The organism is Promicromonospora citrea (genome assembly GCF_013004695.1).
GTDB lineage: Bacteria > Actinomycetota > Actinomycetes > Actinomycetales > Cellulomonadaceae > Promicromonospora > Promicromonospora citrea.
In genome coordinates this window covers 39,715-64,446 of the sequence record NZ_JABEMG010000002.1, presented here as the reverse complement: position 1 = coordinate 64,446, position 24,732 = coordinate 39,715, and the positions used below count along the sequence as shown (strand labels likewise).

The window sequence follows — 24,732 nt, the reverse complement described above, 5'->3', positions numbered from 1 at the left end:
CGGAACTGACACGACGGAGCGGGAGCTCACGGCATCGGGGGGTGCCAGGGCTCCCGCTCCGCCGTCTTCCGGCAGCGGGAGGCGCACGTCACAGGGGCGACGCCGGTCCGCCGTCGGGGCGGGGCCTACGATCGAGGATCATGCGTCAGCTGCTCGCGGACACCACGCCGCTCACGGTGTCTCCCGACTACCGGCGCCTCTGGGTGGGCCTGTCGATCTCGAACATCGGCACGCAGGTGACCATCGTCGCGGTGGGCCTGCAGATCTACGCGCTGACCGGCTCCACGCTGGCCGTGGGCGTGCTCGGGCTGTTCTCCCTGGTGCCGCTCGTCGCGCTCGGCCTGTACGGCGGTGCGCTCGTGGACCACTACGACCGGCGCACGGTCTCGCTCGTGTCCTCGCTCGTGCTGTGGGTCGTCGTGGCGGCGATCGCGGCCCAGGCCTGGTTCCGCGTGGAGTCCGTGCACCTGCTGTACGGCCTGATCGCGGTGCAGAGCGCGGCGTTCGCGATCAACAACCCGGCACGGTCCGCGATCATCCCGCGGCTGCTGCCGAAGGAGCTGATGCCGGCGGCCAACGCGCTGACGACGCTGTCGATGAACGTCGCGCTGACCGGCGGTCCGCTCATCGGCGCCGTCCTCGTGGCCAGGCTCGGGTACTCGTGGGCGTACACGCTCGACATGGTGCTGTTCCTGGCCGCCCTCTGGGCCGTGTTCCGGCTCCCGCCGGTGCCGCCCGAGAAGCCGGTGGACGGCACGGGCCGCGCGCGGGTGGGCGCCGTCGGGCTGCGCTCGGTGCTGGACGGGCTGCGCTACCTGGCCACGCAGCCGAACGTCCGCACCACGTTCGTCGTCGACATCATCGCGATGGTGCTGTCGTTCCCCCGCGTGCTGTGGCCCGCGGCCGGCGTGATCTACCTGGGTGGCGGCGAGGCGACCACGGGCGTGCTCGCCGCGGCGTTCGCCGTCGGCGGGGTGCTGGCGAGCGTGTTCTCCGGCGGCCTGACCCGCATGCGCAGGCAGGGTCAGGTCATCGTCTGGGCCATCACCGCCTGGGGCGCGTCGATCGCGGCGTTCGGCCTCGTGCTCGTGCTCGTCGGCCGGGGGTCGCCGGACGCGCCGGTCGTCTGGGCGGTGGTGGCGGCGGGCGTCGCGCTGGCGTTCGCGGGCGGCTCGGACAGCGTCTCGTCCGTCTTCCGCCAGAGCATCCTGCAGACCGCGACACCGGACCACATGCGTGGCCGTCTGCAGGGCGTGTTCATCGTGGTCGTGGCCGGCGGGCCGCGCCTCGGTGAGATGGTCCTCGGTGCCGAGGCCACGTGGTTCGGCGAGGGCTGGGCGGCCGTGGGGGGCGGCCTCACCTGCATCGTGCTGCTGTGGCTGGTGGTCCGCCTGACGCCCCGGTTCTGGCGCTACGACGCGCGCCACCCGGAGCCCTGACGCCGCGAACCCCCTGCACACGACAGGACGCCCGGGCCGTGACGGCCCGGGCGTCCTGTGCGTCGTACCGCCTGATCAGTGCGCGGCGGTGCCGTTCTTCTCCTCGGACCGGGGCGCCAGCGCCGAGATGAGCTGGTTGATGTCCACGCCCGTGAGCTGCTTGATGACGCCCTGACCCTCGCCGAGCACCGACGCCACGTTCTTGGTGACCGCCGAGGCGCCGTCCGTCGAGATCATGGTCATGCCCTGGATGGAGCTGATCGGCTCGGCGGCAGCGCGCACGATCTCGGGCAGCCGCTCGATGAGCTCCTGGACCAGGGCCGCCTCACCGTACTTGCGCAGGGCCTCGGCCTTGGCGTCGGTGGCGGCGGCCTCGGCGAGACCCTCCGCCTCGACCGCGGCGGCGCGGGCGCGACCCTCTGCCTCGATACCGGCGGCCAGCGCCACCTGCCGGTCGCGGTCGGCCTCACCGGCGCGACGCACGGCCTCGGCGGCGGCCTCGGCGTCCTGCAGGGCGGCGGTCTTGTTCGCCTGCGCGATGGTCGTGCGCTTGAACGCCTCCGCCTCGGTGGCGGCGTTGTTGGCGTCGCGGCGTGCGTTGGCGCTCTGCACCTCGGCGTAGGCCTGCGCCTCCGCCGGCTTGCGGACCTCGATGTCGAGGCGCTCCTGCTCGACGCGGGCCTTCTCGGCCATGGCCTCGCGCTCCTCCTGGGCGACGAGACGGTCCTGCGCGGCGCGCGCGAGCTGGCCCGCCGCCTCGGCCTCGGCGTTCGCACGGTCGGTCTCGGCCTTGATGGCGGCCTTCTTGAGGTCGAGGGCCTTCTGGCGCTCGGCGATCTGCTCGGCCGCCTCGATGACGGCGAACTCGGAGGCACGCTTGGCCTCGGCCTCCGACACCTCGGCGAGCTGTCGGGCGTTGGCGGCCTCGGCGCGGCCGAGGTTCGCGAGGTAGTCCGACCCCGGGGTCGAGATGTCGGAGATGTTGAGCAGGTCGACCTGGAGACCCTGCTCCGAGAGGTCCGTCTTCGTGGACTGGACCACCCGGTCGGACAGGCCCTTGCGGTCCGAGATGATCTGCTCGATCGTCATGTCGCCGACGATGGAGCGCAGCGAGCCCTCGAGGGACTCCTTGATGATCTCCGTGAGCAGGTGCTGCTGGGAGAGGAAGCGCTGGGCGGCGCGCCGCACACCCTCCTCGTCGCCGCGCACCTTGAAGTTGATCGACGCCTTGATCGCGATCTTGATGCGGTTCTTGTCCACGCCCTCGACGGTGATGCCGATCTGGCGCTGCTCCAGCGAGATCGCGAAGCCCTGCTGCAGCACGGGCCACACGAACGTCCGGCCGCCGACGACGACACGCTGGCTCGCGAGCTGCGCCTCCGACTTGCCCGCGCCGCGGCCGACCACGATGAGCGCCTCGTTGGGCGGCACCCGCCGGATGCGGCTCGCGACGAACGCGAGCACGAGGAAGATCGCGACGACGCCTGCGGCGACAGCGATGATGCCTATGACCTGACCGGGCATATCGACTCCTGGGGTGTGGTGGACCGACCAGGCCGTCGAGGCGGTCCCGGCCGAGGGATGGACGAGAGCGGGGACCGCGCCCGGGGGCGCAGGACTCAGGACAGGACTCAGCGCGGGACGGGCTCGACCTTGACACGTGCGCCGTGCTGCTCGACGACGACGACCCGGGTGCCCTGCGGGATCGGCTCGTCGGCGAACGCGAGCCGGGTCTCCAGCTCGCTCGTGGCGTCGAGGGAGACCTCGCCGTGCGCCGTGTCGACGTCGGAGGTCACGCTGCCCTGCGTGCCGACCAGGGAGACAGGCGCGCCGTCGTCACCGGCCCTGAGGCGCTTGATCAGGACGTTCACCAGCACGATCACGAGGAGGCCCACCACGACACCTGCGGGGTAGGCGACCCAGGGTTCGAGGCCGGCGGACAGGATCACCGTGCCGGTCGCCCCGAACAGGAGCGCTCCTGCCCCGAGCGACGTGCCGGAGACGGCGCCGTCGGCCAGGTCGAAGAAGTCGCCGAGCACGAGCGACGTCACGGCGAGGGCGAGACCGAGCAGGCCGATGACGATGAAGACGAGCATGCGCGTCCGTTCGATGAGTCTGGAAGTGTTCTGAAAGTTATCAGGAACGGCTCCGCCGTCGGTCGTGAAACGGGGTGAAGTTCCGGCTACGACCGCGCCGCGGCCTGGCGGTGCAGCGTGCGGCTCGCCGCCAGGGTGGTCAGGGCCGCGAACCAGGCGGCGACGACGGGCACGAGGAAGCCGGCGTCCGCCCCCGCCTGGTCCACGCGCAGGCCGGCGAGCGACGCCCCGAGCGACGCCCCGATCCCGATCGACGTGCCCACCCACGTGAGCGCCTCGGTGAGCTGGTGCCTGCCGACCATCTCCTGGACGAGGCCGTTCCCGGTGATCACCGTGGGCGCGATGGCGAGGCCCGCCACGAACATCACGCCCGCGAGCACCCAGAGCGAGTGGGCCAGCAGGAACAGGGAGACGCCGGGCGCCAGGGCGACCATGCCGATCACGAACCGGCGCACGGCCGGGCTGGTGAAGGTGCGCGCGCCGTAGACCAGGCCCGCGATCATCGAGCCCAGCGCGAACACCGCGAGCACGAGCCCCGAGGCACCCTTGCTGCCCAGCTCCTCCGCGAAGGCGACGGTCACCACCTCCATGGAGCCGAAGATGACGCCCATCGCCACGAAGACCAGCACGAGCGCGGGCATGCCGGGGACGAGCACGACCGGCCGCCGCCGCTCCTCGGTCTCCGGGACGACGACGGCCGGCTCCGTCGCGCGCTGCACCACGAACAGCAGCCCGCCCACCACGGCGGCGAACCCTGCGACCACGAGGCCCGACGGCGCGGCCACCGCCGTGGCGAGCGTGGTCGCGAGGACGGGACCCACGATGTAGACGAGCTCGTCGATCGAGGACTCCAGCGAGTACGCCGTGTGCAGGCGGCGTGGGTCGTCCAGGACACCGTTCCAGCGCGCCCGCACCATCGACCCGTACGACCCCTGGCTGCCGCCCGCGACCGCGGCGAACGGCCACAGCACCCACTCCGGGGCGCCCAGCACCGCCGCGGTGACGAGGCCGCCGAGCCCGACCGCGGTGACGACGAGGGCGGGCAGGAGCACGGTGCGCTGGCCGTGGCGGTCCACCCAGCGCGCGATCTGCGGCGCGAGGAACGCCTGCGCGAGACCCAGCACGGCCGCCACCCGGCCCGCCATGGCGTAGCTGCCGTACAGCCCCTGGACCATGAGCACCGCGCCGATGCCGACCATCGACATCGGTAGGCGGGCGAGCGCGCCCGCCGCGGAGAACCGCAGCGCACCGGGGGTGCGCAGCACGGCGACGTACGGGTTGGAGCGGGACGGGAGGGCGGTTCCTGGCACGTCCTGATCCTCGCACCGACCACTGACACGGCCGGGCCGGCCGGCGCCGCCCCGGCCGGGGCTGGCTTCCGCCGTCGGAAGGGCTCACGATGGCTCCATGACCGAATCCCGGGTGACGGTGACCGACAACAGCGACGAGTCCCGCTTCGAGGTGGTCGTCGACGGGGTCCTCGCCGGGTACGCGGAGTACGACGCGGGCGAGCCCGGCATCGTCGCCATCCTGCACACCGAGGTGCTCGAACGGTTCGAGGGCCAGGGGCTGGCGGGCCGGCTCGCGAAGGCGGCACTGAGCGCCGTCCGCGCGTCCGGTCGCAAGGTCGTCCCGCTCTGCCCGTACGTCCGGGCCTACGTCCGGAAGCACGCGCCGGAGTACGACGACCTGCTCCGCAAGCCCCTCGCGCCCTGAGCGGGCCACCGATCCGCAGGCCTCTGACCGGCGCTCTTGCCACTGTGTGAAAATTCTTTCCACATCAGGATTCGCCCTGCAACTTCACATCCGACCGCACATGTGCGAGAGTTTCCCCACGGCGTCGGCCGGTGGCATTGTTCGTCACCTCGATGTGGCCGTTCGACGCCGGCCAACTTCACCCTGAGCACCACGGCACCAACCCCCAGCAGCCAGTACCGGAGGTCGAGCACGTGAGGCACCCCGTCCGTACCGAGACGACACCGATGCCCGCCTGGGCGCGGACCAGGTCGCTCTCACCGGAACGGCAGGAGGCGAGGCCTGCGGGGCCCGCCGCAGGGCTCGGCCGCAGGGAGTTCCTCACGATGGCGGCGGCGGGTACCGCCGCGGCGGCCATCGGCGTCACGATCGCGGCCCTCGACCCCGCCACGGCGCTCGGTGCGACGGCGATGACGGGCAACGCGTCCCCTGAGCCGCCGTCGGCGCTGAACCAGAAGCGTGAGCTGCGCGGCATGTGGATCGCGTCGGTCGCGAACATCGACTGGCCGTCGGCGAGCGGGCTGGACGCCGAGGCGCAGAAGGCCGAGTTCGTCCGCCACCTCGAGGTCGCCCGGGAGAACCGGCTGAACGCCGTCTTCGTCCAGGTCCGGCCCACGGCCGACGCGATGTGGGACAGCCCGTACGAGCCCTGGTCGCAGTACCTGACCGGCACGCAGGGCGTCGACCCGGGCTACGACCCGCTGGCGTTCATGGTCGAGGAGGCGCACCGGCGCAACATCGAGCTGCACGCCTGGTTCAACCCGTATCGCGTCTCGATGCAGCCGGACCCGGCGCAGCTCGTGGCCGACCACCCGGCGCGGCAGCACCCGGACTGGGTGTGGGCGTACGGCGGCCGCCTCTACTTCGACCCGGGCATCCCCGAGGCGCAGGAGCACATCCAGCGGGCGATCCTGCACGCGGTCGAGACCTACGACATCGACGGCGTGCACTTCGACGACTACTTCTACCCGTACCCCGTGGCGGGCGAGACGCTGCCCGACGCCGCGACCTTCGAGCGGTACGGCGCGGGCTTCGACTCGATCGAGGACTGGCGCCGCGCGAACGTCGACCGGTTCGTCGAGACGATGAGCTCGCGGGTCAAGGCGGCCAAGCCGTGGGCCAAGTTCGGGATCAGCCCGTTCGGCATCTGGCGCAACTCCTCGACCGACCCGCTGGGTTCGGACACGGGCGGCTCGCAGTCGTACGACGACCAGTTCGCGGACACGCGCAAGTGGGTGCTCGAGGGCTGGCTCGACTACATCAACCCGCAGATCTACTGGCAGATCGGGCTCGCGGTCGCCGACTACGCGGCCCTCGTGCCGTGGTGGGCGGAGCTCGCGGCGCAGTCGGGCACGCAGCTCTACGTGGGCGAGGCGCTCTACAAGATGTCGAGCGGCGTGTTCACCGACCCCGACGAGCTGACCAACCACCTCGACCTCTGCCGGGAGGTCAGCCGCGACGTCGGCCCGGTCCACGGCAACGTCTACTACTCGGCCGTGCACGTCCCGGCCGACCCGCAGGGTGGCATGTCGCGCGTCGTGGCCGACCACTACCAGCAGCCGGCGCTGGTCCCGCCCATGCCGCACCTGCCCGCCGACCCCGTCGTGAGCCCCGTGCTGGCGAACGCCCGCCGGGTCGACGGCGGCGTCCGGCTGCACGTCGCCGACATCGGGGTGCGGATCGCGCGCGCGACGTCGTTCGCCGTCTACCGCGTGCGGGGCGTCGCCGACTCGGTGGACACGGACGTCCCGACGAACCTGGTGGGCACCTTCCGCGCGACGGGTGGCCGCATCCAGACGTGGCTGGACACGACGGCGGAGCCGGGGACGCCGTACACCTACGCCGTCACCGCGCTGGACCGCGTGTGGAACGAGTCCGGCCCGAGCCGGCCGTCCACGGTCCGGTGAGCGCGAGCGCTCAGCGCTCGACCGGCAGGCCCGCGCCCTCCCAGGCGATGATGCCGCCGTCGAGGTTCGTCGCCTCGTAGCCGACCGCCTCGTTGAGCCACTGCGTGGCGCGCGCCGAGCGGCCGCCCGAGTGGCACATGACCAGGATCGGTGAGTCGGCGTCGAGCTCGCCGAACCGCGCGGGCAGGTCACCCAGCGGGATGTGCACGGCACCGGGGGCGTGGCCGGCGTCCCACTCGTCCTGCTCGCGCACGTCGAGAAGGGTCGACCCGTCCGGGACGGGGGAGGAGGGGTCGAGCTCGCTCGGGTGGACCGCAGGGACCTCGGGCTGCATGGGCGGGAACATGCCGCCAGCCTACGTCGCGCGGCGGACCCACCCCGCGCGACGCCTGCTCCGGCAGTGGCGGTGGCCCGTTCCTGGCAGTGTCGGAGGCCCGTTCCTGGCAGTGTCGGTGGCCCGTTCCTGGCAGTATCGACCACATGGATGCGCGTGCCGGAACTCCTGCCCAGCCCAGTGACCTGATCGACGTCGACCAGGTGGTCGGCGCCTACTACGACCTCGCACCGGATCCGGACGACCCGGCCCAGCAGGTCGTCTTCGGCACCTCCGGCCATCGCGGGTCCAGCCTGGACCACGCGTTCAACGAGGCGCACATCGTCGCGATCACCGCCGCGATCGTCGAGTACCGGCGCGACCAGGGCACCGACGGCCCGCTGTTCATCGGGCGCGACACCCACGCGCTGTCGGAGCCGGCCTGGCGCACGGCCCTCGAGGTGCTGGCGGCCGCCGAGGTCGACGTCATGGTCGACGCGCGCGACTCGTGGACGCCGACGCCCGCCGTGAGCCAGTCGATCCTGCTGCACAACCAGACCCGGTTCGCCGAGGGGACCCCCGGCCTCGCCGCGCCCGGCTCCGGGCTGGCCGACGGCATCGTCGTCACGCCGTCCCACAACCCGCCGCGCGACGGCGGGTTCAAGTACAACCCGCCGCACGGCGGGCCCGCCGGGTCCGACGCGACGGGGTGGATCGCGGACCGCGCCAACGAGATCCTGCGCACCGGCGTCGGCCAGGTGAAGCGGGTCCCGCTCGAGACCGCGCTCGCCGCGGACAGCACCCACCGGCACGACTACCTGTCGACCTACGTGGACGACCTGAGCAACGTGCTCGACCTCGAGGCCATCCGTACCTCGGGCGTCCGCATCGGCGCCGACCCGCTGGGCGGCGCGTCGGTCGAGTACTGGGCGGCGATCGCCGAGCGCTACGACCTCGACCTCACGGTGGTCAACCCGCAGGTCGACCCGCGGTGGTCGTTCATGACGCTCGACTGGGACGGCAAGATCCGCATGGACTGCAGCTCGTCGTACGCCATGGCGTCGCTGGTCGAGAAGATGGCGGCGGACGCGCCGTTCGACATCGCGACCGGCAACGACGCCGACTCGGACCGCCACGGCATCGTGACGGCCGACGGCCTCATGAACCCCAACCACTTCCTCGCCGTCGCCATCGAGTACCTGTTCGGCGGGGCGCGCCCGAGCTGGCCCGCGGGTGCGGCGGTCGGCAAGACACTCGTGTCGTCCGCGCTCATCGACCGGGTCGCCGCGGGCCTGGACCGGCGCCTGGTCGAGGTGCCCGTCGGGTTCAAGTGGTTCGTGCCAGGGCTGCTCTCGGGCGAGGTCGGGTTCGGCGGCGAGGAGTCGGCGGGCGCGTCGTTCCTGCGCAAGGACGGCCGCGTCTGGTCCACCGACAAGGACGGCATCCTGCTCGCGCTCCTCGCCTCCGAGATCCTCGCCACCACGGGCCGCAGCCCGTCCGAGCACCACGCCGCGCAGGTCGAGCGGCACGGGCAGAGCTGGTACGCCCGCGTCGACGCCGCCGCCACGCGCGAGCAGAAGGCCCGCCTCGGCGCGCTCGCGCCGTCGGACGTGACGTCGACGACGCTGGCCGGGCAGGACATCACCGCGACGCTCACGGAGGCGCCGGGCAACGGCGCCAAGATCGGTGGGCTGAAGGTGACCACGGCCGACGCGTGGTTCGCCGCCCGGCCGAGCGGCACGGAGGACGTCTACAAGATCTACGCCGAGTCGTTCGTGTCCGCCGAGCACCTCGCCGAGGTGCAGGACGCCGCGAAGACGCTCGTCGGCGAGGTGCTCGGCTGACCGTCAGTCGGTCGTCGTCATCAGCAGGTTGACCAGCTGGCTCAGGACGGCGGTGCCCGGTGCGGCGTCGCCGTCCTGCCCGACCGCCTGACCGGCGGTGACCGCGGCGCGCGCCGACGACTCGTAGGTGCTGAGCAGCAGGTCGACCGCCGTGCGCTGGTCGATCGTGAACCGCAGGCCGAAGTCGTCGAGGATGCGCGCGATCGCGGCCCCCAGCTCGGTCCGGATCATCTCCTCCTGCGCCAGGAACGGCCGACCCACGTCGGGGTCGCGCATCGCGAGCAGCTCGAGCTCCGCGCGCATGAGGGCCCACTGCCTGGCGTCACCGGGGTCCGGCACCATCACCGAGAGGATCGTGCTGATCGCGTCCGGGTTGACCGCACCGCAGCGGACGACCTCGGGCTCGAGGTTCCGCGTGATCTCCTCCAGCGCCCCGAGCTGCCTGCGCATCGCCCGCTCGGCGAGCGCGAGGAACAGCTCCTCCTTGCTGCTGAAGTTCGAGTAGAAGGCTCCGCGCGTGAAGCCGGCGGCCTCGCACACGGCCTCGATCGACGCGCCGTGGATGCCGTGCTGGGCGAACACGGCGTAGGCCGCGTCGAGCAGGCGCTCGCGGGTGCGCTCGCGGCGCGGTGTCAGGGCAGCGGCGAACGCGCGCTCGACCGGCGACTCCGAGCCGACGTCGCTGGCGGGTCCGGTGGTCACGGCAGCTCCTTAGGGGACGGGTGACCAGTCTATCAATACACCCGTGTATCCGATGCACCGACGTATCGGATACAGTGGTGCATCGAACATCCCATCCGGTACCGCCTCGTCCCCAGGAGTGTGCGTGTCCTCCGTCCTCTACTCGCTCGGCCGCTGGGCCGTCAGCGCCCGCAGGCTCGTCGTGGCCGTCTGGGTCGTCGCGCTCGTCCTGGTGGGCGGCGCGGCAGGCCTGCTGCAGCAGGGCCTCGACAACGAGGTCTCCATCCCCGGGACGGAGTCACAGGAGGCGCTCGATCGCCTCGCGGCGACGTTCCCCCAGGTCAGCGGTGCCTCGGCGCAGGTGATCGTCGTCGCTCCCGAGGGCGGGACCATCGACGACCCGGCCGTGCGGCGCGCGATCGAGCACGGCGTCGAGGAGCTCGGGGACGTCTCGCAGGTCGAGGTCGTCACCTCTCCCTACGACGACCAGATGGCCGCGTCCGTGTCCGACGACGAGCGCGCCACCCTGCTGACCATCCAGCTCGACGGTGACCTCGGGTCGATCACGGACGAGACGAAGGACGCGCTCGCCACCGAGACGACGGCGCTCGCCCGCTCGCTGCCCGACGGTGCGGAGGCGCACCTGGGCGGTCAGCTCTTCTCCTCGAAGTTCCCCGAGATGACGCTGACGGAGGGCATCGGCCTGCTCGTCGCGCTCGTCGTCCTGGTGCTGACGCTCGGCTCGCTCGTGGCCGCAGGTCTGCCGCTGCTCAACGCCCTGCTCGGCGTCGGCGCGTCGATGGGCCTGCTGTTCGCGGCGACCGCGCTCGGGCCCATCAACTCGACCACGCCGATGCTGGCGGTGATGCTCGGCCTGGCGGTCGGCATCGACTACGCCCTCTTCATCGTGTCCCGCCACCGCGAGCAGCTCGGCACCGGGCTGTCGGTGACCGAGTCGGTCGCCCGGGCGACGGCGACGGCGGGCTCCGCCGTCGTGTTCGCCGGCCTGACCGTGATGATCGCCCTGGTGGGTCTGGGCGTCGCCGGGATCCCGTTCCTCACGATCATGGGCGTCGCCGCCGCCGTGACCGTCGGCATCACGGTGCTCGTGTCGCTGACGCTGCTGCCCGCCCTGCTCGGGTTCGCGGGGGAGCGGCTGCGGCCGAAGCCCTCGCGCCGGGCCCGTCGCGCCGCCGCGGCGGCCGCCGCGGCGCAGGAGACGGACGACCCCGAGGTGACCCGCCGGCGCGCGCCGGCCCCCGCAGTGCCCGAGGCGCGCCCGAACCGGTTCTTCACCGGCTGGGTCCGCGCCGTGACGAAGGTGCCCGCGCTGACGGTGGTCCTGGTGATCGCGGCGATGGGAGCCCTGAGCTACCCGGCGCTCGACCTGCGGCTCGCCCTGCCGGACGCGGGCGTCATGGAGGAGGACGACCCGGCCCGTCTCACCTACGACCTCGTCTCGGAGCACTTCGGCGACGGCTTCAACGGCCCGCTCATCGTCACGGGCTCGATCGTGACGAGCACCGATCCGCTGGCCCTCATGGAGCAGGTGGGCGACGAGATCGAGGACCTGCCGGGCGTGGCGGACGTGCCGCTCGCCACGCCCAACGAGACGGCGGACACCGGCATCATCCAGGTCGTGCCGGAGGGTGGGCCCACGTCGGCGGAGACCGAGGACCTCGTCCGCGAGATCCGCGGCCTGCACGACCACTTCCTCGACGAGTACGGCGTGGACCTCGCGGTCACCGGCTTCACGGCCGTCGGCATCGACGTCTCCGACAAGCTGGGCGACGCCCTGCTGCCCTTCGCCCTCGTGGTGGTCGGTCTCTCGCTGATCCTGCTCACGATGGTGTTCCGGTCGATCGCCGTGCCGATCAAGGCGACCGTGGGCTACCTGTTCTCCGTGGGCGCCGCGTTCGGTGTCGTGGCGCTCGTGTTCGAGCACGGCGTCTTCGCCGAGGCGCTCAACGTGACGCGGACCGGGCCAGTCATCAGCTTCATGCCGATCGTCCTCATGGGCATCCTGTTCGGCCTGGCGATGGACTACGAGGTCTTCCTCGTCTCCCGCATGCGTGAGGACTACGTGCACGGCGGCAGCGCGCGGCACGCGATCACGACGGGCTTCCAGGGCTCGGCGAAGGTCGTGACCGCCGCGGCGGTCATCATGATCGCGGTCTTCGTCGCCTTCGTGCCGCACGGCGACATGAACCTCAAGCCCATCGCGCTCGGCCTCGCGGTCGGTGTGGCCGTCGACGCGTTCGTGGTGCGCATGGTCTTCGTGCCCGCGGTGCTCGCGCTGCTCGGCGAGAAGGCCTGGTACATGCCCCGCTGGCTCGACCGCGTGCTGCCGTCGTTCGACGTCGAGGGCGAGGGGCTCACGCGCGAGCTGTCGCTCGCGGACTGGCCCGAGCCCGGCGCCACCGACGCGGTCGCGACGCAGGACCTCGAGGTGGCCGGCCGCTCCGGTGCGGTCGTGGGCCCGGTGAGCGTCCGGGTGCCCGACGGCGGAGCCCTGCTCGTACGCGGCGACGCCACGGCGCCGGTGAGCGCGTTCCTCCTCGCGGTCTCGGGCCGTCTGGCCCTCACGGGCGGCGTGGCCAAGACGGCGGGTCTCGTGCTGCCGGAGCGGTCGTCCTCGGTGCGTCGCCGGGTCGCCGTCGTGGACTCGGCGGCCGAGGGCGGGCAGCCGGCCGGAGCGGTCCGCCAGGCGCTGCGCGACCGGCCGGCGGTGCTCGTCGTGGATGCCACCGAGACGGTCGGCGACCTCGCCGCCCGTGCCGAGCTCGCCCAGGCCCTGGCCACGGCGCAGCGCGACGGCGTCGCGGTGCTGCTCGGCTCGACGGGGGTCGCGGCGACCGACCTGGCGCCGGCGGGCACACCGATGCTCGACGTCAGTCCAGGGCCCGACACCACAGAACGTGACCAGCAGACGACCGTGACCGAGCAGGAGGTGCGGGCATGAGCACCGCGACGAGATGGCTGCGGCCCGAGCCGTTCCGCAACCCGTGGCGTGCCGTGGCGGTGGCGCTGCTCCCGCTGATGATCCTGGGGCTGCTCATCTCGGCCCTGTGGAACCCGCAGGAGCGCCTCGACACCGTCAAGGCCGCGATCGTGAACCTCGACGAGCCGGTCGAGGTCGACGGTCAGACCGTCCCGCTCGGGCGGCAGCTTGCCGCCGGTCTCGTGAGCGGCGGCGAGACCGCCGACGCCGAGCCGGGCCAGGCGGCAGCCGTCCCGGCCTCGGACGCGAGCTACGACTGGGAGATCACCGACGAGGAAGGTGCCGCCGATGGTCTGGCCGACGGCACGTACGCCGCCGTCGTGACCATCCCCGAGGACTTCTCCGCCGCGGCGACCTCGTTCGGTGGCGACGACCCGGCGGAGGCCCGCCAGGCGACCATCGACGTCGCGACGCCGGCCAACGGCCGGGTGCTCGACGACGCGCTCGCCCAGGTCGTCGCCCAGACCGCGACGGGCGTGCTCGGCAGCACCCTGACCGAGACCTACGTGGACAACGTGCTGGTCGGCTTCTCCACGCTCTCGGAGGAGCTCGGCAAGGCCGCGGACGGCGCGGGCCAGCTCGCCGACGGCGCCGACGAGGCGGGCGACGGCGCGCAGCAGCTCGCGGACGGCGCACGCCAGACGTCCGAGGGCGTCGCCGGTCTCGGTGACGGCGTGTCCGGCCTGGCCGGGGGCGCGGGCCAGTGGGCCGCCGGTGCCAACCAGTGGGCCGCAGGGGCGGACCAGGTCTCGAGCGGTGTCTCCGGACTGGCTTCCGGCGCGTCCGGCCTCGCCGAGGGCGCGAACCAGGTAGCGGCGGGTGTCGGCCAGAGCTCGGCCGGTGCGCGACAGCTCGCGACGGGGGCCGAGCAGCTGTCCGACGGCGCAACCGGTCTGGCCGAGGGGGCGTCCGAGCTCGCCGCGGGATCTCGACAGCTCGCCGGGGGCGCTGAGAAGGCGGCCGACGGTGTGAGCACACTGGCCGAAAAGGCATCGAACGCTGCGGACGGTGCCACAGAGCTGGTGACCGAGGTCGCAGAGGTGTGTAAGGACCCGCTCCTGCTCGCCCAGGTCCCTGATCTCTGCGCCACGCTGGCGAAGCACGGCGAGCTCCCTGTCGACGCGACCACCGTCGCGTACGGTCTGTCGGCGCTCTCCGACAAGGGCAGCGACGAGAGCCTGTACGCCCTCGCTGCCGGTGCCTCGCAGAGTGCAGGCGGCGCCGAGAAGCTTGCGGATGGTGCGAAGAAGCTCGCCGGGGGCATCGATGTCGTGGCCGGTGGCGCCGGCGACCTCGCAGATGGTCTCGGCCAGCTGGAGGGCGGCTCGACGCAGCTCGCGACCGGTGCCGTCCGGCTGGCTGACGGCTCCACGCAGCTCGCCTCCGGCGCGTCCGGGCTCGCGTCCGGCGCCCGCGACCTCTCCGGCGGCGCGGGCGGCATCGCGTCCGGTGCCACGCAGCTCGCCGACGGTGTCGGTCAGCTCGAGACGGGCACCAGTCAGCTCGCGACCGGCGTCGGCGGTCTCGCGGACGGCGTCGGCGAGCTGGCAGGCGGTGCGCGGGAGCTCTCCGACGGGCTCGACCAGGCCACCGAGGAGATCCCGAGCTACACCGAGGACGAGCGCAAGTCGCTGGCCTCCGTCGTCGCCGACCCGGTGGCGACCGACCGCGAGGTGACCGACCTCGACACGGGCGCGACGGGACCGATGTTCGCCGTCCTGGCGCTGTGGCTGGGCGCGCTCGCCCTGATGATCGTGGTGCCGCCCGTGCCGCTGCACGCCCGCGGCTCGACGCGCGGCGCGCTGCGGCTCACGCTCGAGACGTTCGCCCTGCCTGCGGGCGTCGGGCTGGTGTCCGGCCTGGCGACCGGTGCGGTCCTCGCCGGCATCGAGGGGCTGGACGTCGGTGGCTGGGTCGGGACGATGGCGTTCGGCGGGCTCGTCTCCGTCGCGTTCGTCGCCGTCAACCAGGCGCTGGCCGCGGCTCTCGGACACGTCGGGCGTGGTGTCAGCCTGCTGATCGCGGTACTGGTCATCGCGACCGGGGTCGTGTCGACGGCACCCGCGGTGCTCGAGGGGCTGACCGCCTTCCTGCCGGTCGGCCCGGCGACGACCGGCCTCGGACGGCTGGTCGAGGCGGGGACGGGCGGTGTCGGCATGGCGGTCGCCTCGGTGGTCCTCTGGGCCGCGGCGGGCCTGGTGATCACGAGCCTCATGGTCGCCCGTCGCCGGACGGTCCGCCTGGCCGACCTCCGCACGGCCTGACCCCTCGCCGAGTGCGGGATCTTCGCCCTCGACAGTCGTCGACACGGGCGAAGATCCCGCACTCAGCGGGTTCTCGGGGCCGGGCGGAGGCGGTGGGTCGTGTCCGGCCAGGGGATCCGGGTCGCGACCGTCGCGAGCGCCTTGGACACGTACGCGTCGCGCAGCACGATCCCCGCGGGCGAGAGCTCGGTGATCGTGAGCTCCGCGCCCGCGTCGTCGAGCAGCCAGTGCTCGGCGAGCTCGCGCAGGCCGCGGTCCAGCACCAGCTCCTCGGCCGCGTCGTAGTCGGTCGCCGCGCCGACGGCGTGCCCCAGGCGGTTACGGGGGACCACCTCGGCGTAGTCGTCGGTCACGGGTTCCAGGTAGCCGACCGTCTCGCCGTCGTCGCGGGTGACGGCGAGCCAGGTGTCGAGCGGTGCGGTCTCGGGCGTCGTCATGTCCGCACCCTACGGTCGCCCCGTCCGCCCGGTCCCGCTGAATAGCACCCCGGGAGGTCAGCGGAGGTCGGCCTTGTGGATCAGCGCGTGCACCCCGACCGTCCGGTCGACCACCTGCGACACGGCGAAGTCGCTCGCCGCCGAGAGGTAGGCGTAGGCGACGGCGCGGTCCAGGCCCCTGTCGTGCTCGAGGAAGTCGAGGGCGTTGACCACCGCGCGCCGCATCGCGACGTCGAGGTCGCTGAGCTGCCCGTCCACCGAGCCGTCCGGGTCCGACAGGCCGATCGGGATCCAGGCGTCCGCCGTCTCCCCGAACGGGTAGCGGAACGCGACCGACGGCGCGTCGCCGGACCGGGGCTTGCACACCGTGAGCCGGAAGGTGCCCCGCAGCGAGCCCTCCATAGCGGTGAGCGCCACCTCGCCGTCGCCCATCGCCATGTGCGGGTCGCCGACGTAGAAGAGCGCGCCCTCGGCCCGGACGGGTAGGTAGAAGGTGGACCCGGCGCCCAGGTGCCGGATGTCGATGTTGCCGCCGCCGAGCGTGGGCGGGATCGAGTTCGCCTCCGGCGCGGTGAGGTCCGTCGACTCGGCGAAGGCGACGCCCATCATGCCGAAGAAGGCGCGCAGCGGGAACCGGACCCGTGCCCGGCCCGCGCCCATCACGGCCTGGGACCCGCGCACCGACGCGAACACCGACACGTTGCCGTACTCGGTGGGGATGCCGGAGCCGCGCCCGTCGGTGCCGACGGGCGGCATGACCTCGTCGAGGGTGATGCCAGCGGGCGCTCCGGACGCCGTCCGCGCGAGGGCGCCCTTGCCGTGCCGGGAGGACACGACGCCGTACGGCACGCGCGGCGTCACGGCGAGCGTCTCGATCTTGAGCACGTCACCGGGCTCTGCGCCCTCGACGAGCACGGGCCCGGTGACGACGTGCGGGCCGTCGACGTCGAAGGAGCGGGCCGTGCGCGTGTAGCCGGCGGCGATCGCGACGGCGTCGTCGAGCACGTCGCGGCGCCGCACGCCGTGCTGCGCGAAGTACGCCACCGGGTCGCGGCCCTGGTCCTCGAGGATGCCCTCGTGCGACACGGAGTCGATGGTGACCGTGCGCCCCGAACGCACCCGCGCGACGGGGGCGGCGTGCACGGACGGGACGTAGCCCCAGAGCACGTCGTCGACGTCCGACCGCAGGTAGGTGTCACCCGGGATGCGGCCGCGGCCCGGCTGCAGCACACCGGTGAACCGCGCGGTCTCGCGGTGTCCGCGCGCGGCGTGCGCGGTGGGCGCCGCGCCCGCTGCCAGCGCGGACCCCGCGCCCACCCCGAGCGCCGCGCGCAGGAAGCTGCGCCGCCCCAGCGCGGCGACCAGGGTCTGCGCTGCTGTCCGTCCGTCTCGTTGCTCGCCACCGGTCACGGGACCACGCTCCTCGGGAAGGGTGCGCGACCGTGCGCCGCGCCCTCCCGACGCTAGGAACCGGACGTTTCGCCCGGATGAGCCGGCCGTTACGGGTCGGGGGCGGCGACGCCGCCGGCCGAGGCGGTCTCAGTCGAAGCGGTCTCAGTCGAAGTGGTGCTCGACGTCGACCGGCCCGCCCGCGTGGGCGAACTCCTCGTGGACGGCGGCGCGCAGCCTCGCGTCGGCCAGGTAGTCCAGCGCGGTCGCGGCGAGCCCTGCGGCGCCGTCGACGGCGGCCGACACCGCCGCGGGCGTCGCCGCCGCGGCCGCGAACTCCGCGGTGTGCAGGGCCACGTCCGGGGAGGAGACCTGCACGAGCGGGTGGATGCCGGGCACGCGGAAGGAGAAGTTGCCGAAGTCGGTGGAGGCCGCGAGCGTCTCGGACAGCACGCCCGCGGGCAGCGGGTCGCGCCCCCGCCGGCGCTGCGCCGCGACCCACCGCTCGGTGAGCGCCCGGTTGGTGCGCACCGGCAGGCTCGGGTGTGCGCCGTCGTCCCAGGTGATCTCGACGTCCGTGCCGGTCATGAGGGCGGCGCCGCGGGCGACGTCGTCGAGGCGGCGGGACAGGTCGCGCAGCGTGTCCGGGTACTTGGACCGCGCGTACAGGTGCACGACGGCGCGCTCGGTGATGATGCTCGGCCGGGTCCCGCCCTCCGCGATCGTGGCGTGCACCCGGTCGACGGGCGGCATCTGCTGCCGCAGCAGGCCGATGCCCTGGTAGGCGAGGGTCGCCGCGTCGAGCGCGTTGCGCCCCATGTACGGCTGGGCGGAGGCGTGCGCGGGCCGGCCGGTGAACGTCCAGGTCAGCAGGCGTCGGCCCAGCCACACCTGGTCGGCCACGTCGAGGCCGTACGGGTGCACCATGATCGCGGCGTCGATGCCCTCGAGCGCACCTTGGCGGGCCAGCACCTCCTTGCCGGTGTGCCCCTCCTCCGCGGGCGTGCCGAGCAGGACCACGCGACCGGTGGGCGCGTCGCTCGCGGTGAGTGCCTCGCGCGCCGCGAGGAACGCCCCGACGCCGGCCGCCGCGATGACGTTGTGCCCGCACGCGTGGCCGATACCGGGCAGCGCGTCGTACTCCGCGCAGATCGCGATCGTCGGACCCGTGGCCGTGCCCGCCTCGGCCCGGAACGCCGTCGCCACACCGTGCGCGCCGAGCTCCGCCGTCACGCCGTGCCGCGCGAGCACCTCGATCAGCGTCGCGGCGCTGCGGTGCTCCTCGAACGCGGGCTCGGGATCGGCGTGCAACCGCCGGACGACCTCCGCGAGGTCCGGCTCCAGCCGGTCCGCCGCCCGCTCGGCGGCGGCGGCGAGCCCGGCGGTCGCACCGCCGTCGGGCCGGTGCTCCGGCTCCCCGGCGAGGGCCTCCCGCCGTCCTGCGGTCTCGGCGACCAGATGGTCGAGGTAGGCGGTGCTGGGCAGGGCGGGGCGGTGCATGCCGTCCATCGTAGGGAAGGCGTCGTGCCCGGCTGCCTGCGCGGGCCGGCGCCGGTCGGCTCCGGCGCGGCGCCGGCGTCCGTGGTGGAGCTGCTGGTCAGTCCAGGTAGTCCTTGACGAGCTGCTCCGCGAGCCCCGTGTACGTGGCGGGGGTGAGGGCGGTCAGGCGGGCCGCGACGTCGTCGGGCAGACCGAGGCCCGCCACGAACTCGCGCATGCGCTCGGCGTCCACGCGCTGGCCGCGCGTGAGGTCCTTGAGCCGCTCGTACGGGTTCTCCATACCGGGCACGCCCGCGACCGACGCGGCGCGCATCGCGGACTGGACGGGCTCGCCGAGCACCTCCCAGTTGGCGTCGAGGTCCTCGCGCAGCAGGTCCTCGTTCACGGCCAGGCGGTCCAGGCCGCGCGCCACGTTGTCGATCGCGAGCAGGCTGTGCCCGAACGCGGGGCCGATGTTGCGCTGCGTCGTCGAGTCGGTCAGGTCGCGCTGCAGGCGGCTGGTGACGAGCGTCGCCGACAGCGTGTCCAGGAGCGAGCACGAGATCTCGAGGTTGGCCTCGGCGTTCTCGAACCGGATCGGGTTCACCTTGTGCGGCATCGTCGACGAGCCGGTGGCGCCCGCGACGGGGATCTGCGTGAAGAACCCGAGCGAGATGTAGGTCCACACGTCGGTCGCGAGGTTGTGCAGGACGCGGTTGAACCGGGCGACGTCGGCGTAGACCTCCGCCTGCCAGTCGTGCGACTCGATCTGCGTGGTCAGCGGGTTCCAGTCCAGGCCGAGGCCCTCGACGAACGCCTTCGACACCGCGGGCCAGTCGGCGCCGGGCACCGCGACCGTGTGCGCGCCGTAGGTGCCCGTCGCACCGTTCAGCTTGCCCAGGAACTCGGCGCGCTCGATGCGCCGCAGCTGGCGGCGCAGGCGGTGCGCCAGGACGGCGAGCTCCTTGCCCAGGGTCGACGGCGTCGCGGGCTGGCCGTGCGTCCGCGACAGCAGGGGAGCCGCGGCGTGCTCGCGCGCCATCCCGGCGAGCTGGTCGGCGAGCGCCGTCGCCTTCGGCAGCCAGACGTCGCGGACGGCGCCGCGCACCATGAGCGCGTACGAGAGGTTGTTGATGTCCTCGCTCGTGCACGCGAAGTGCACCAGCTCGCTCGCGGCGGGCAGGCTCGTCTCGCCGAGCGCCTCCGGCGCGGCGGCGATGCGGCGCTTGATGAAGTACTCGACGGCCTTGACGTCGTGCACGGTCTCGCGCTCGATCGCGGCCAGCTCGGCGATCTCGTCCGCGCCGAACGTCGCGGGGATCGCGCGCAGGTAGTCGATCTCCGCGGGCGTCAGCGTGGGCGCACCCGGCACGACCGCCCCCGGGGCGCCGCTCGTGCCGTTGCACAGCGTGATCAGCCACTCGACCTCGACGTGGATGCGCTCGCGGTTCAGCGCGGCCTCGCTCAGGTGGTCCACGAGCGGGGCGACGGCGCCGCGGTAGCGGCCGTCGAGCGGGCCGAGCGCGATCGGCGGGGTCACCCCGGCGAGGCTCACGCGGGCGGGCTGGGCGGTCTGCGGCGCGGTGTCGTTCACGGCGCCCATTCTCCCATCCCTGACACCGACACCGGCGCGCCCGCCGCCCGCTGAGATCTGGTGCCCCCGTCCGGAGGCCCGGCGAGCGTGACCACAGGGGCGTGCTCGGGGTGGTTGTGCACAGGTGGTGGCCGGTGCACTCCGCCGCGCTCGCCTGCCCACCTACCGTCGAGGCAGTACGACGGAGCCGCACGACAGGACAGGGGAACCGATGCGCGAAGGGACGGACACGCCGGGGCTCGCCGCACCGACAGCACTCACGACAGCACTCACGGAAGCCGCCCGCCACACGGACCAGGCCGTCGACGCCGTGCAGACCGCGCGGCACGTCGAGTGGGACGCGACGGCGGCCCGGCTGTTCGACGACGCGGCCGCCGGTCTGCTGCGCGCGATCCTGCACGACCGGGCGCTGCTCGACGAGGCGCTCCGGTACGCGGCGCTCGCCTCGGCCGATGCCGGGGTGACGGGTGGCCTCGCATGGTGAGCGTCACCGGCGCCGACCCGCCGGCCCCCACCGTCCCCCGCGCCCCGGTCGACACCGTCACGGTCCACGGTGGCGCGGGCGCCTCGGTCGTGGAGTCCGACGCGGTCCGTCGCGCGGCGACGCGCCTGGCGGACGCCGCCGCCGATCTCCGGGCCGCTGTCGCGTGCTGCGCCGGGGCAGTCGGCGATCTCGCGCTCCCCGGCGTCCGGCCCGTGACGGGTCACCCCCTGACCGGCCCGCTCGCGCAGGCGACCGCGGCTGCCCGTGAGGCCGCGCGCGGGCTCACGGCTCGCGCCGAGCTGTGCGACCTTCTCGCCTGGCGCCTGCTGCGCGCCGCCGGTCTGTACGAGGAGGCGGAGTCCACCGCCCAGCGCGCCGTCGGGGGGATCGTCACCGCCTGGTCGGCGGGCACGGGCGCGGGGTTCGGCGTCCTGGGGGCCGCGGGGCTGGCGGGCCTGGGCGTCCTCGGCGCGGCCGAGCTGGGCGGGCGCCGTCTCACCGCGCCGTTCACGGGCGCGGCGGCGCCGCTGTCCAGCCGGATGCACGCCGCCGTGACCCAGGCGGTCGCGCCGTACACCGACGAGGCGTTCGCGGGGGCGGGGGCCGGCGTCGCGCTCACGCGGCCCGCGCTCGCCGGCGGGCGCGCAGGTGTCCCCGGCGGAGCCGCGGTGCTGGCCCATGTCGCACGCGAGGCGCCGCTGGTCGGCGACGCGACCGGCGGCGTGGCCCTGACCCGGGTCGACGGCTTCGCGGACGGGCGTCTGCCGGACTGGTCGGACACCCCCGCGGCGTCCGTCCAGGAGGCGCTCGCCCGCATCGACGACCTCTACCCGGGCACAGGCGGCGCGCCCGAGGCCACGCTCGCGGTCCAGCAGGTCGTGGGGGAGGGTGGTGCGACCTCCTGGACCGTCCTCGTCCCCGGTACGCAGTCGGCCCTGCCCGCCGACCACCCCTGGGACGGCCGCACCGACCTCGAGCTCGTGGCGGGGCAGCCGGACGGCGCGACCGCGGCGATCGAGCAGGCGCTCGCGGACGCGGGGGTCGGGCCCGACGAGCCCGTGACGCTCGTGGGACACAGCCTCGGCGGGATCGCGGCCACCGCGCTGGTGGCCCGCCCGGGCTTCGCCGAGCGGTACCGCGTGTGCGGGCTCGTCACCGCGGGTGCACCGACCGGCCTGCTGCGCACGCCGCCGGGCGTGCCCGTGCTGCACCTGGAGACGCCGGAGGAGGTGGTCTCGGCGACCGACGGCCGGTCCGGCGCCGAGAACCCCCGCGGTCGCGACCGGGTGACCGTGGTGCGGTCCCTGACGGCGTCGACCGACCCGGCGGACCGGGCCGCGTCGGGCAGCGTGCCGGACGCCCACGCGGTCGCGACCCATGTGCGCACGCTCGACGTGGCCCTCGCGACCGGCGACCCGCGGGTCGCTGACGTCACGGGCCGCATCGGCCGGCACCTCGCCGGCGGGACCGGCGGGACCGGCACCACCGCGACGACCACGTACTACCGCGTGACGCGGGCGGGCCCGTGACCCGCCCGGGTGGTCACTCCGTGATCTGCTTCGGCAGCACCGCGAGCAGGATCGTCTGCACCACCGAGATCACGAGCGCGCCCAGGAGGTACCACCAGAACCCGCCGTTGACCTCGAGGCCCCAGTTGGGCTGGTCCGAGAACCAGGACTGGTTGGTGATGAGCGTCGTGATCCACAGCATGAGGGTGTTGACCAGCAGCGAGACCAGACCGAGCGTCAGGATGTAGAGGGGGAAGGAGATGAGCTGGACGATCGGCTTCACGATCATGTGCACGAGGCCGTAGACGACGGCGACGACGACCAGCGCGATGAACGTGCCGAGCGTGGTCCCGTCGCTGACGACGTCCATGTGCGAACCGAGGATCAGGGCGGACAGCCCGATCGCGAGTGCGGTGATGAGGATGCGCGCCACGAGCTTCATCCGGTCATCGTGGCATGCTGACCTCCGTGGAAGAAGCATCGGTACCGCTCCGGCCGGCCGTGTCGGCCCTGCCCGCCTACGTCCCCGGCGCCCGCGTCGCCGCCGGGGCCAGGGCCTGGAAGCTGTCGTCCAACGAGAACCCGTACCCGCCGCTGCCGTCGGTGCTCGACGCGATCGCACGCGGTGCCACCGAGGCCAACCGGTATCCCGACATGTACGCGGGCGAGCTCGTCGAGGCGCTCGCCGCGCACACCGGGGTCGCCGCCGAGAACGTCGTGGTCGGCAACGGCTCGGTCGCCGTGCTCGCCCACGTGCTGCAGGCCGTCGTCGAGCACGGCGACGAGGTCGTGTTCCCCTGGCGGTCGTTCGAGGCGTACCCGATCGCCGTGGCCGTCGCCGGCGGGAAGGCCGTCACCGTCCCGGTCGACGCGGTGACCGGCAGGCTCGACCTGCCCGCGATGGCCGCGGCGGTCACCCCGGCGACCCGGGTCGTGCTCGTCTGCACGCCCAACAACCCGACCGGACCGGTCGTGCACGCCGACGAGCTCGAGACGTTCCTCGCGGCCGTCCCGCGCCACGTGCTCGTCGTGGTCGACGAGGCCTACCTCGAGTTCGTCCGTGACCCGCGCGTGGCCGACGGCGTCGACCTGCTCCGCCGGCACCCGAACGTCGTCCTGCTGCGCACGCTGTCCAAGGCCTACGGGCTGGCGGGCCTGCGCGTCGGCTACGCCGTGGCCGAGCCGCGCCTCGCCGCGGGCATCCGCGCCGTGTCCACGCCGTTCGGGGTCTCCCACCTCGCGCAGGTCGCGGCGCTCGCGTCGCTGGCGCCCGCAGCCCAGGACGAGCTGATGCAGCGCGTCGAGGCACTCGTCACCGAGCGCACCCGCGTCGCCGGCGCGCTGCGCGAGCAGGGCTGGGAGCTGCCGGAGACGCAGGCCAACTTCGTCTGGTTCGGCCTCGGCGACGCCACGCTGCAGCGCGCGGGCGAGGCCAAGGAGCGGGGCGTCCTGGTGCGCCCGTTCGCGGGCGACGGACTCCGGGTCACCATCGGTGAGGTCGAGGCGAACGACGCGTTCCTCGCGATCGCGGCGACCTGGCGCTGACCCTCACCCGGTGAGCGCGTCCGCCAGCGCCCCGTCCCGCGCGGTCCAGGCGGGCGCGGCGCCCACGAGCGCGTCGAGCCGTTCGAGCCGCCGGGCCGTCGTGGCGTCGGCGGGCGTCAGCACGACGATGCGCTCGCCGCGGTCCCGGTCGAGCCACAGGCTCTGGAAGACGACGTCGACGCGGCCCACCCGGCTGGACCGGTAGTGGCGCAGCTGGCCCGGACGGTCGCCCCGCACCTCGTGCTCGTCCCAGTACCGCACGAACTCCGGTGAGTGCTCCCGCAGGCTGCCGAGCAGCCCCGGCCAGCGGGGGTTGTGCCGGAACTCGGCCTCCCGGGCGCGCAGGCGCCCGGCGAGGTCGCGCAGCACGATCTCGGGCTCGACGAGGGTGTTGCGCCACCCCTCGTCGGTGAAGAGCAGCCAGGCGCAGTTGCGGTCGTCCGGGTCGACGGCGTCGAGGTCGGCCCCGAACAGGAAGCGGTAGGCGCGGTTGGACGCCATGAGGTCGTAGGTCGAGGTCTGGATCGCGGCCGGGTACGGCAGCAGGCGCTCCAGCACCTGGACCTGCTCGGGCCGGACCTGCATGAGCCGGCAGGCCGACGTCGAGCCGCCGACCCGGCCGGCGAGGATCATGACGTGCCGCTGCTCCTCGGGGCTCAGCCGCAGCGCCCGGCCCACGGCCTGGAGCACCTGGTCGGACGGGTTGGTCGCGCGGCCCTGCTCGAGCCACGTGTACCAGGTGACTCCCACGCCGGCGAGCTGCGCCACCTCCTCACGGCGCAGGCCGGGCGTGCGGCGGCGGCCCGCCGGGGGCAGCCCCACGTCGGCGGGCCGGACACGGCCGCGGCGCTCCCGGAGGAACGCGCCGAGCGTCTTGAGGTCGGGGGAGGTGGTCGCCACGTCACCAGTGTCACCCCGCCGCGGCGCGGTAACCAGGTGGTGCCGGTACCAGTATGAGCAGGCTCCTGGTACCAGGATGGGAGCGCCCGCAGGGTG

Annotated in this window: 20 protein-coding genes; 9 read left to right on the top strand and 11 right to left on the bottom strand. The window is 73.7% G+C overall.

Annotated features, from left to right (window positions below):
• The first annotated feature begins 140 nt into the window (after positions 1-140).
• Positions 141-1,439 (top strand): MFS transporter, encoded by a 1,299-nt coding sequence (locus tag HLB15_RS00870; protein ID WP_171102738.1) that lies wholly within the window; start codon positions 141-143, stop codon positions 1,437-1,439.
• Between the two features lie 75 nt (positions 1,440-1,514).
• On the opposite strand, the gene HLB15_RS00865 is transcribed toward HLB15_RS00870, so the two are convergent.
• From HLB15_RS00865 to HLB15_RS00855, 3 genes are all read right to left on the bottom strand, one after another.
• The gene (locus HLB15_RS00865; RefSeq protein ID WP_171102736.1) at positions 1,515-2,963 is read right to left on the bottom strand and encodes a flotillin family protein; all 1,449 of its coding nucleotides are present in this window, start codon (positions 2,961-2,963) and stop codon (positions 1,515-1,517) included.
• Between the two features lie 107 nt (positions 2,964-3,070).
• Positions 3,071-3,535 (bottom strand): NfeD family protein, encoded by a 465-nt coding sequence (locus HLB15_RS00860; RefSeq protein WP_171102734.1) that lies wholly within the window; start codon positions 3,533-3,535, stop codon positions 3,071-3,073.
• Between the two features lie 86 nt (positions 3,536-3,621).
• Positions 3,622-4,845: an MFS transporter gene (locus HLB15_RS00855; protein WP_171102732.1), complete on the bottom strand. Its 1,224-nt coding sequence runs from the start codon at positions 4,843-4,845 to the stop codon at positions 3,622-3,624.
• Between the two features lie 97 nt (positions 4,846-4,942).
• Here HLB15_RS00855 and HLB15_RS00850 point away from each other — a divergent pair, with 97 nt between their 5' ends.
• Together HLB15_RS00850 and HLB15_RS00845 are read left to right on the top strand one after the other, a co-directional pair.
• Positions 4,943-5,251, top strand: coding sequence for a GNAT family N-acetyltransferase (locus HLB15_RS00850; RefSeq protein ID WP_171102730.1), 309 nt, complete (start codon positions 4,943-4,945; stop codon positions 5,249-5,251).
• A gap of 233 nt (positions 5,252-5,484) precedes the next feature.
• Positions 5,485-7,197 carry a glycoside hydrolase family 10-like protein gene (locus tag HLB15_RS00845; RefSeq protein WP_229785616.1) on the top strand — a complete coding sequence of 571 codons (1,713 nt, stop codon included), beginning with the start codon at positions 5,485-5,487 and terminating at the stop codon, positions 7,195-7,197.
• Between the two features lie 10 nt (positions 7,198-7,207).
• Here the strand turns inward: HLB15_RS00845 and HLB15_RS00840 are convergent, their stop codons facing one another.
• The gene (locus tag HLB15_RS00840) at positions 7,208-7,543 is read right to left on the bottom strand and encodes a rhodanese-like domain-containing protein (RefSeq protein WP_171102728.1); all 336 of its coding nucleotides are present in this window, start codon (positions 7,541-7,543) and stop codon (positions 7,208-7,210) included.
• 134 nt (positions 7,544-7,677) lie between these two features.
• Between HLB15_RS00840 and pgm the strand changes: the two genes are divergently transcribed.
• Positions 7,678-9,354 carry a phosphoglucomutase (alpha-D-glucose-1,6-bisphosphate-dependent) gene (gene pgm, locus HLB15_RS00835; RefSeq protein WP_171102726.1) on the top strand — a complete coding sequence of 559 codons (1,677 nt, stop codon included), beginning with the start codon at positions 7,678-7,680 and terminating at the stop codon, positions 9,352-9,354.
• Between the two features lie 3 nt (positions 9,355-9,357).
• On the opposite strand, the gene HLB15_RS00830 is transcribed toward pgm, so the two are convergent.
• The gene (locus HLB15_RS00830) at positions 9,358-10,056 is read right to left on the bottom strand and encodes a TetR/AcrR family transcriptional regulator (RefSeq protein WP_171102724.1); all 699 of its coding nucleotides are present in this window, start codon (positions 10,054-10,056) and stop codon (positions 9,358-9,360) included.
• A gap of 124 nt (positions 10,057-10,180) precedes the next feature.
• On the opposite strand from HLB15_RS00830, the gene HLB15_RS00825 reads away from it, so the two are divergent.
• Together HLB15_RS00825 and HLB15_RS00820 are read left to right on the top strand one after the other, a co-directional pair.
• Positions 10,181-12,997, top strand: coding sequence for an MMPL family transporter (locus tag HLB15_RS00825; RefSeq protein ID WP_171102722.1), 2,817 nt, complete (start codon positions 10,181-10,183; stop codon positions 12,995-12,997).
• A complete protein-coding gene (locus HLB15_RS00820) occupies positions 12,994-15,300 on the top strand; it encodes a YhgE/Pip domain-containing protein (protein WP_171102720.1) in 2,307 nt (768 codons plus the stop codon). Before HLB15_RS00825 ends, HLB15_RS00820 begins: the two co-directional genes overlap by 4 nt.
• A gap of 62 nt (positions 15,301-15,362) precedes the next feature.
• On the opposite strand, the gene HLB15_RS00815 is transcribed toward HLB15_RS00820, so the two are convergent.
• The 4 genes from HLB15_RS00815 to purB form a co-directional block, all read right to left on the bottom strand.
• On the bottom strand, positions 15,363-15,737 hold the full coding sequence (locus HLB15_RS00815; protein ID WP_171102717.1) for a serine/threonine protein phosphatase: 375 nt from the start codon (positions 15,735-15,737) through the stop codon (positions 15,363-15,365).
• A gap of 57 nt (positions 15,738-15,794) precedes the next feature.
• Positions 15,795-17,147, bottom strand: coding sequence for an acetamidase/formamidase family protein (locus HLB15_RS00810; protein WP_171102715.1), 1,353 nt, complete (start codon positions 17,145-17,147; stop codon positions 15,795-15,797).
• Positions 17,148-17,291: 144 nt separating this feature from the next.
• Positions 17,292-18,635 carry a M20 family metallopeptidase gene (locus HLB15_RS00805; RefSeq protein WP_171102713.1) on the bottom strand — a complete coding sequence of 448 codons (1,344 nt, stop codon included), beginning with the start codon at positions 18,633-18,635 and terminating at the stop codon, positions 17,292-17,294.
• Between the two features lie 88 nt (positions 18,636-18,723).
• A complete protein-coding gene (gene purB / locus HLB15_RS00800; RefSeq protein WP_229785617.1) occupies positions 18,724-20,199 on the bottom strand; it encodes an adenylosuccinate lyase in 1,476 nt (491 codons plus the stop codon).
• A gap of 211 nt (positions 20,200-20,410) precedes the next feature.
• Here purB and HLB15_RS00795 point away from each other — a divergent pair, with 211 nt between their 5' ends.
• Both HLB15_RS00795 and HLB15_RS00790 read left to right on the top strand, forming a co-directional pair.
• Positions 20,411-20,683 carry a hypothetical protein gene (locus HLB15_RS00795; protein ID WP_171102711.1) on the top strand — a complete coding sequence of 91 codons (273 nt, stop codon included), beginning with the start codon at positions 20,411-20,413 and terminating at the stop codon, positions 20,681-20,683.
• Positions 20,677-22,212: a type VII secretion target gene (locus HLB15_RS00790; RefSeq protein ID WP_189087124.1), complete on the top strand. Its 1,536-nt coding sequence runs from the start codon at positions 20,677-20,679 to the stop codon at positions 22,210-22,212. Before HLB15_RS00795 ends, HLB15_RS00790 begins: the two co-directional genes overlap by 7 nt.
• Before the next feature lie 13 nt (positions 22,213-22,225).
• Here the strand turns inward: HLB15_RS00790 and HLB15_RS00785 are convergent, their stop codons facing one another.
• On the bottom strand, positions 22,226-22,633 hold the full coding sequence (locus HLB15_RS00785; RefSeq protein WP_171102709.1) for a phage holin family protein: 408 nt from the start codon (positions 22,631-22,633) through the stop codon (positions 22,226-22,228).
• A 14-nt stretch (positions 22,634-22,647) separates the two neighbouring features.
• On the opposite strand from HLB15_RS00785, the gene hisC reads away from it, so the two are divergent.
• A complete protein-coding gene (gene hisC / locus HLB15_RS00780) occupies positions 22,648-23,736 on the top strand; it encodes a histidinol-phosphate transaminase (protein WP_171102708.1) in 1,089 nt (362 codons plus the stop codon).
• A 3-nt stretch (positions 23,737-23,739) separates the two neighbouring features.
• On the opposite strand, the gene HLB15_RS00775 is transcribed toward hisC, so the two are convergent.
• The gene (locus tag HLB15_RS00775; protein WP_171102707.1) at positions 23,740-24,636 is read right to left on the bottom strand and encodes a helix-turn-helix transcriptional regulator; all 897 of its coding nucleotides are present in this window, start codon (positions 24,634-24,636) and stop codon (positions 23,740-23,742) included.
• Positions 24,637-24,732 lie beyond the last annotated feature (96 nt).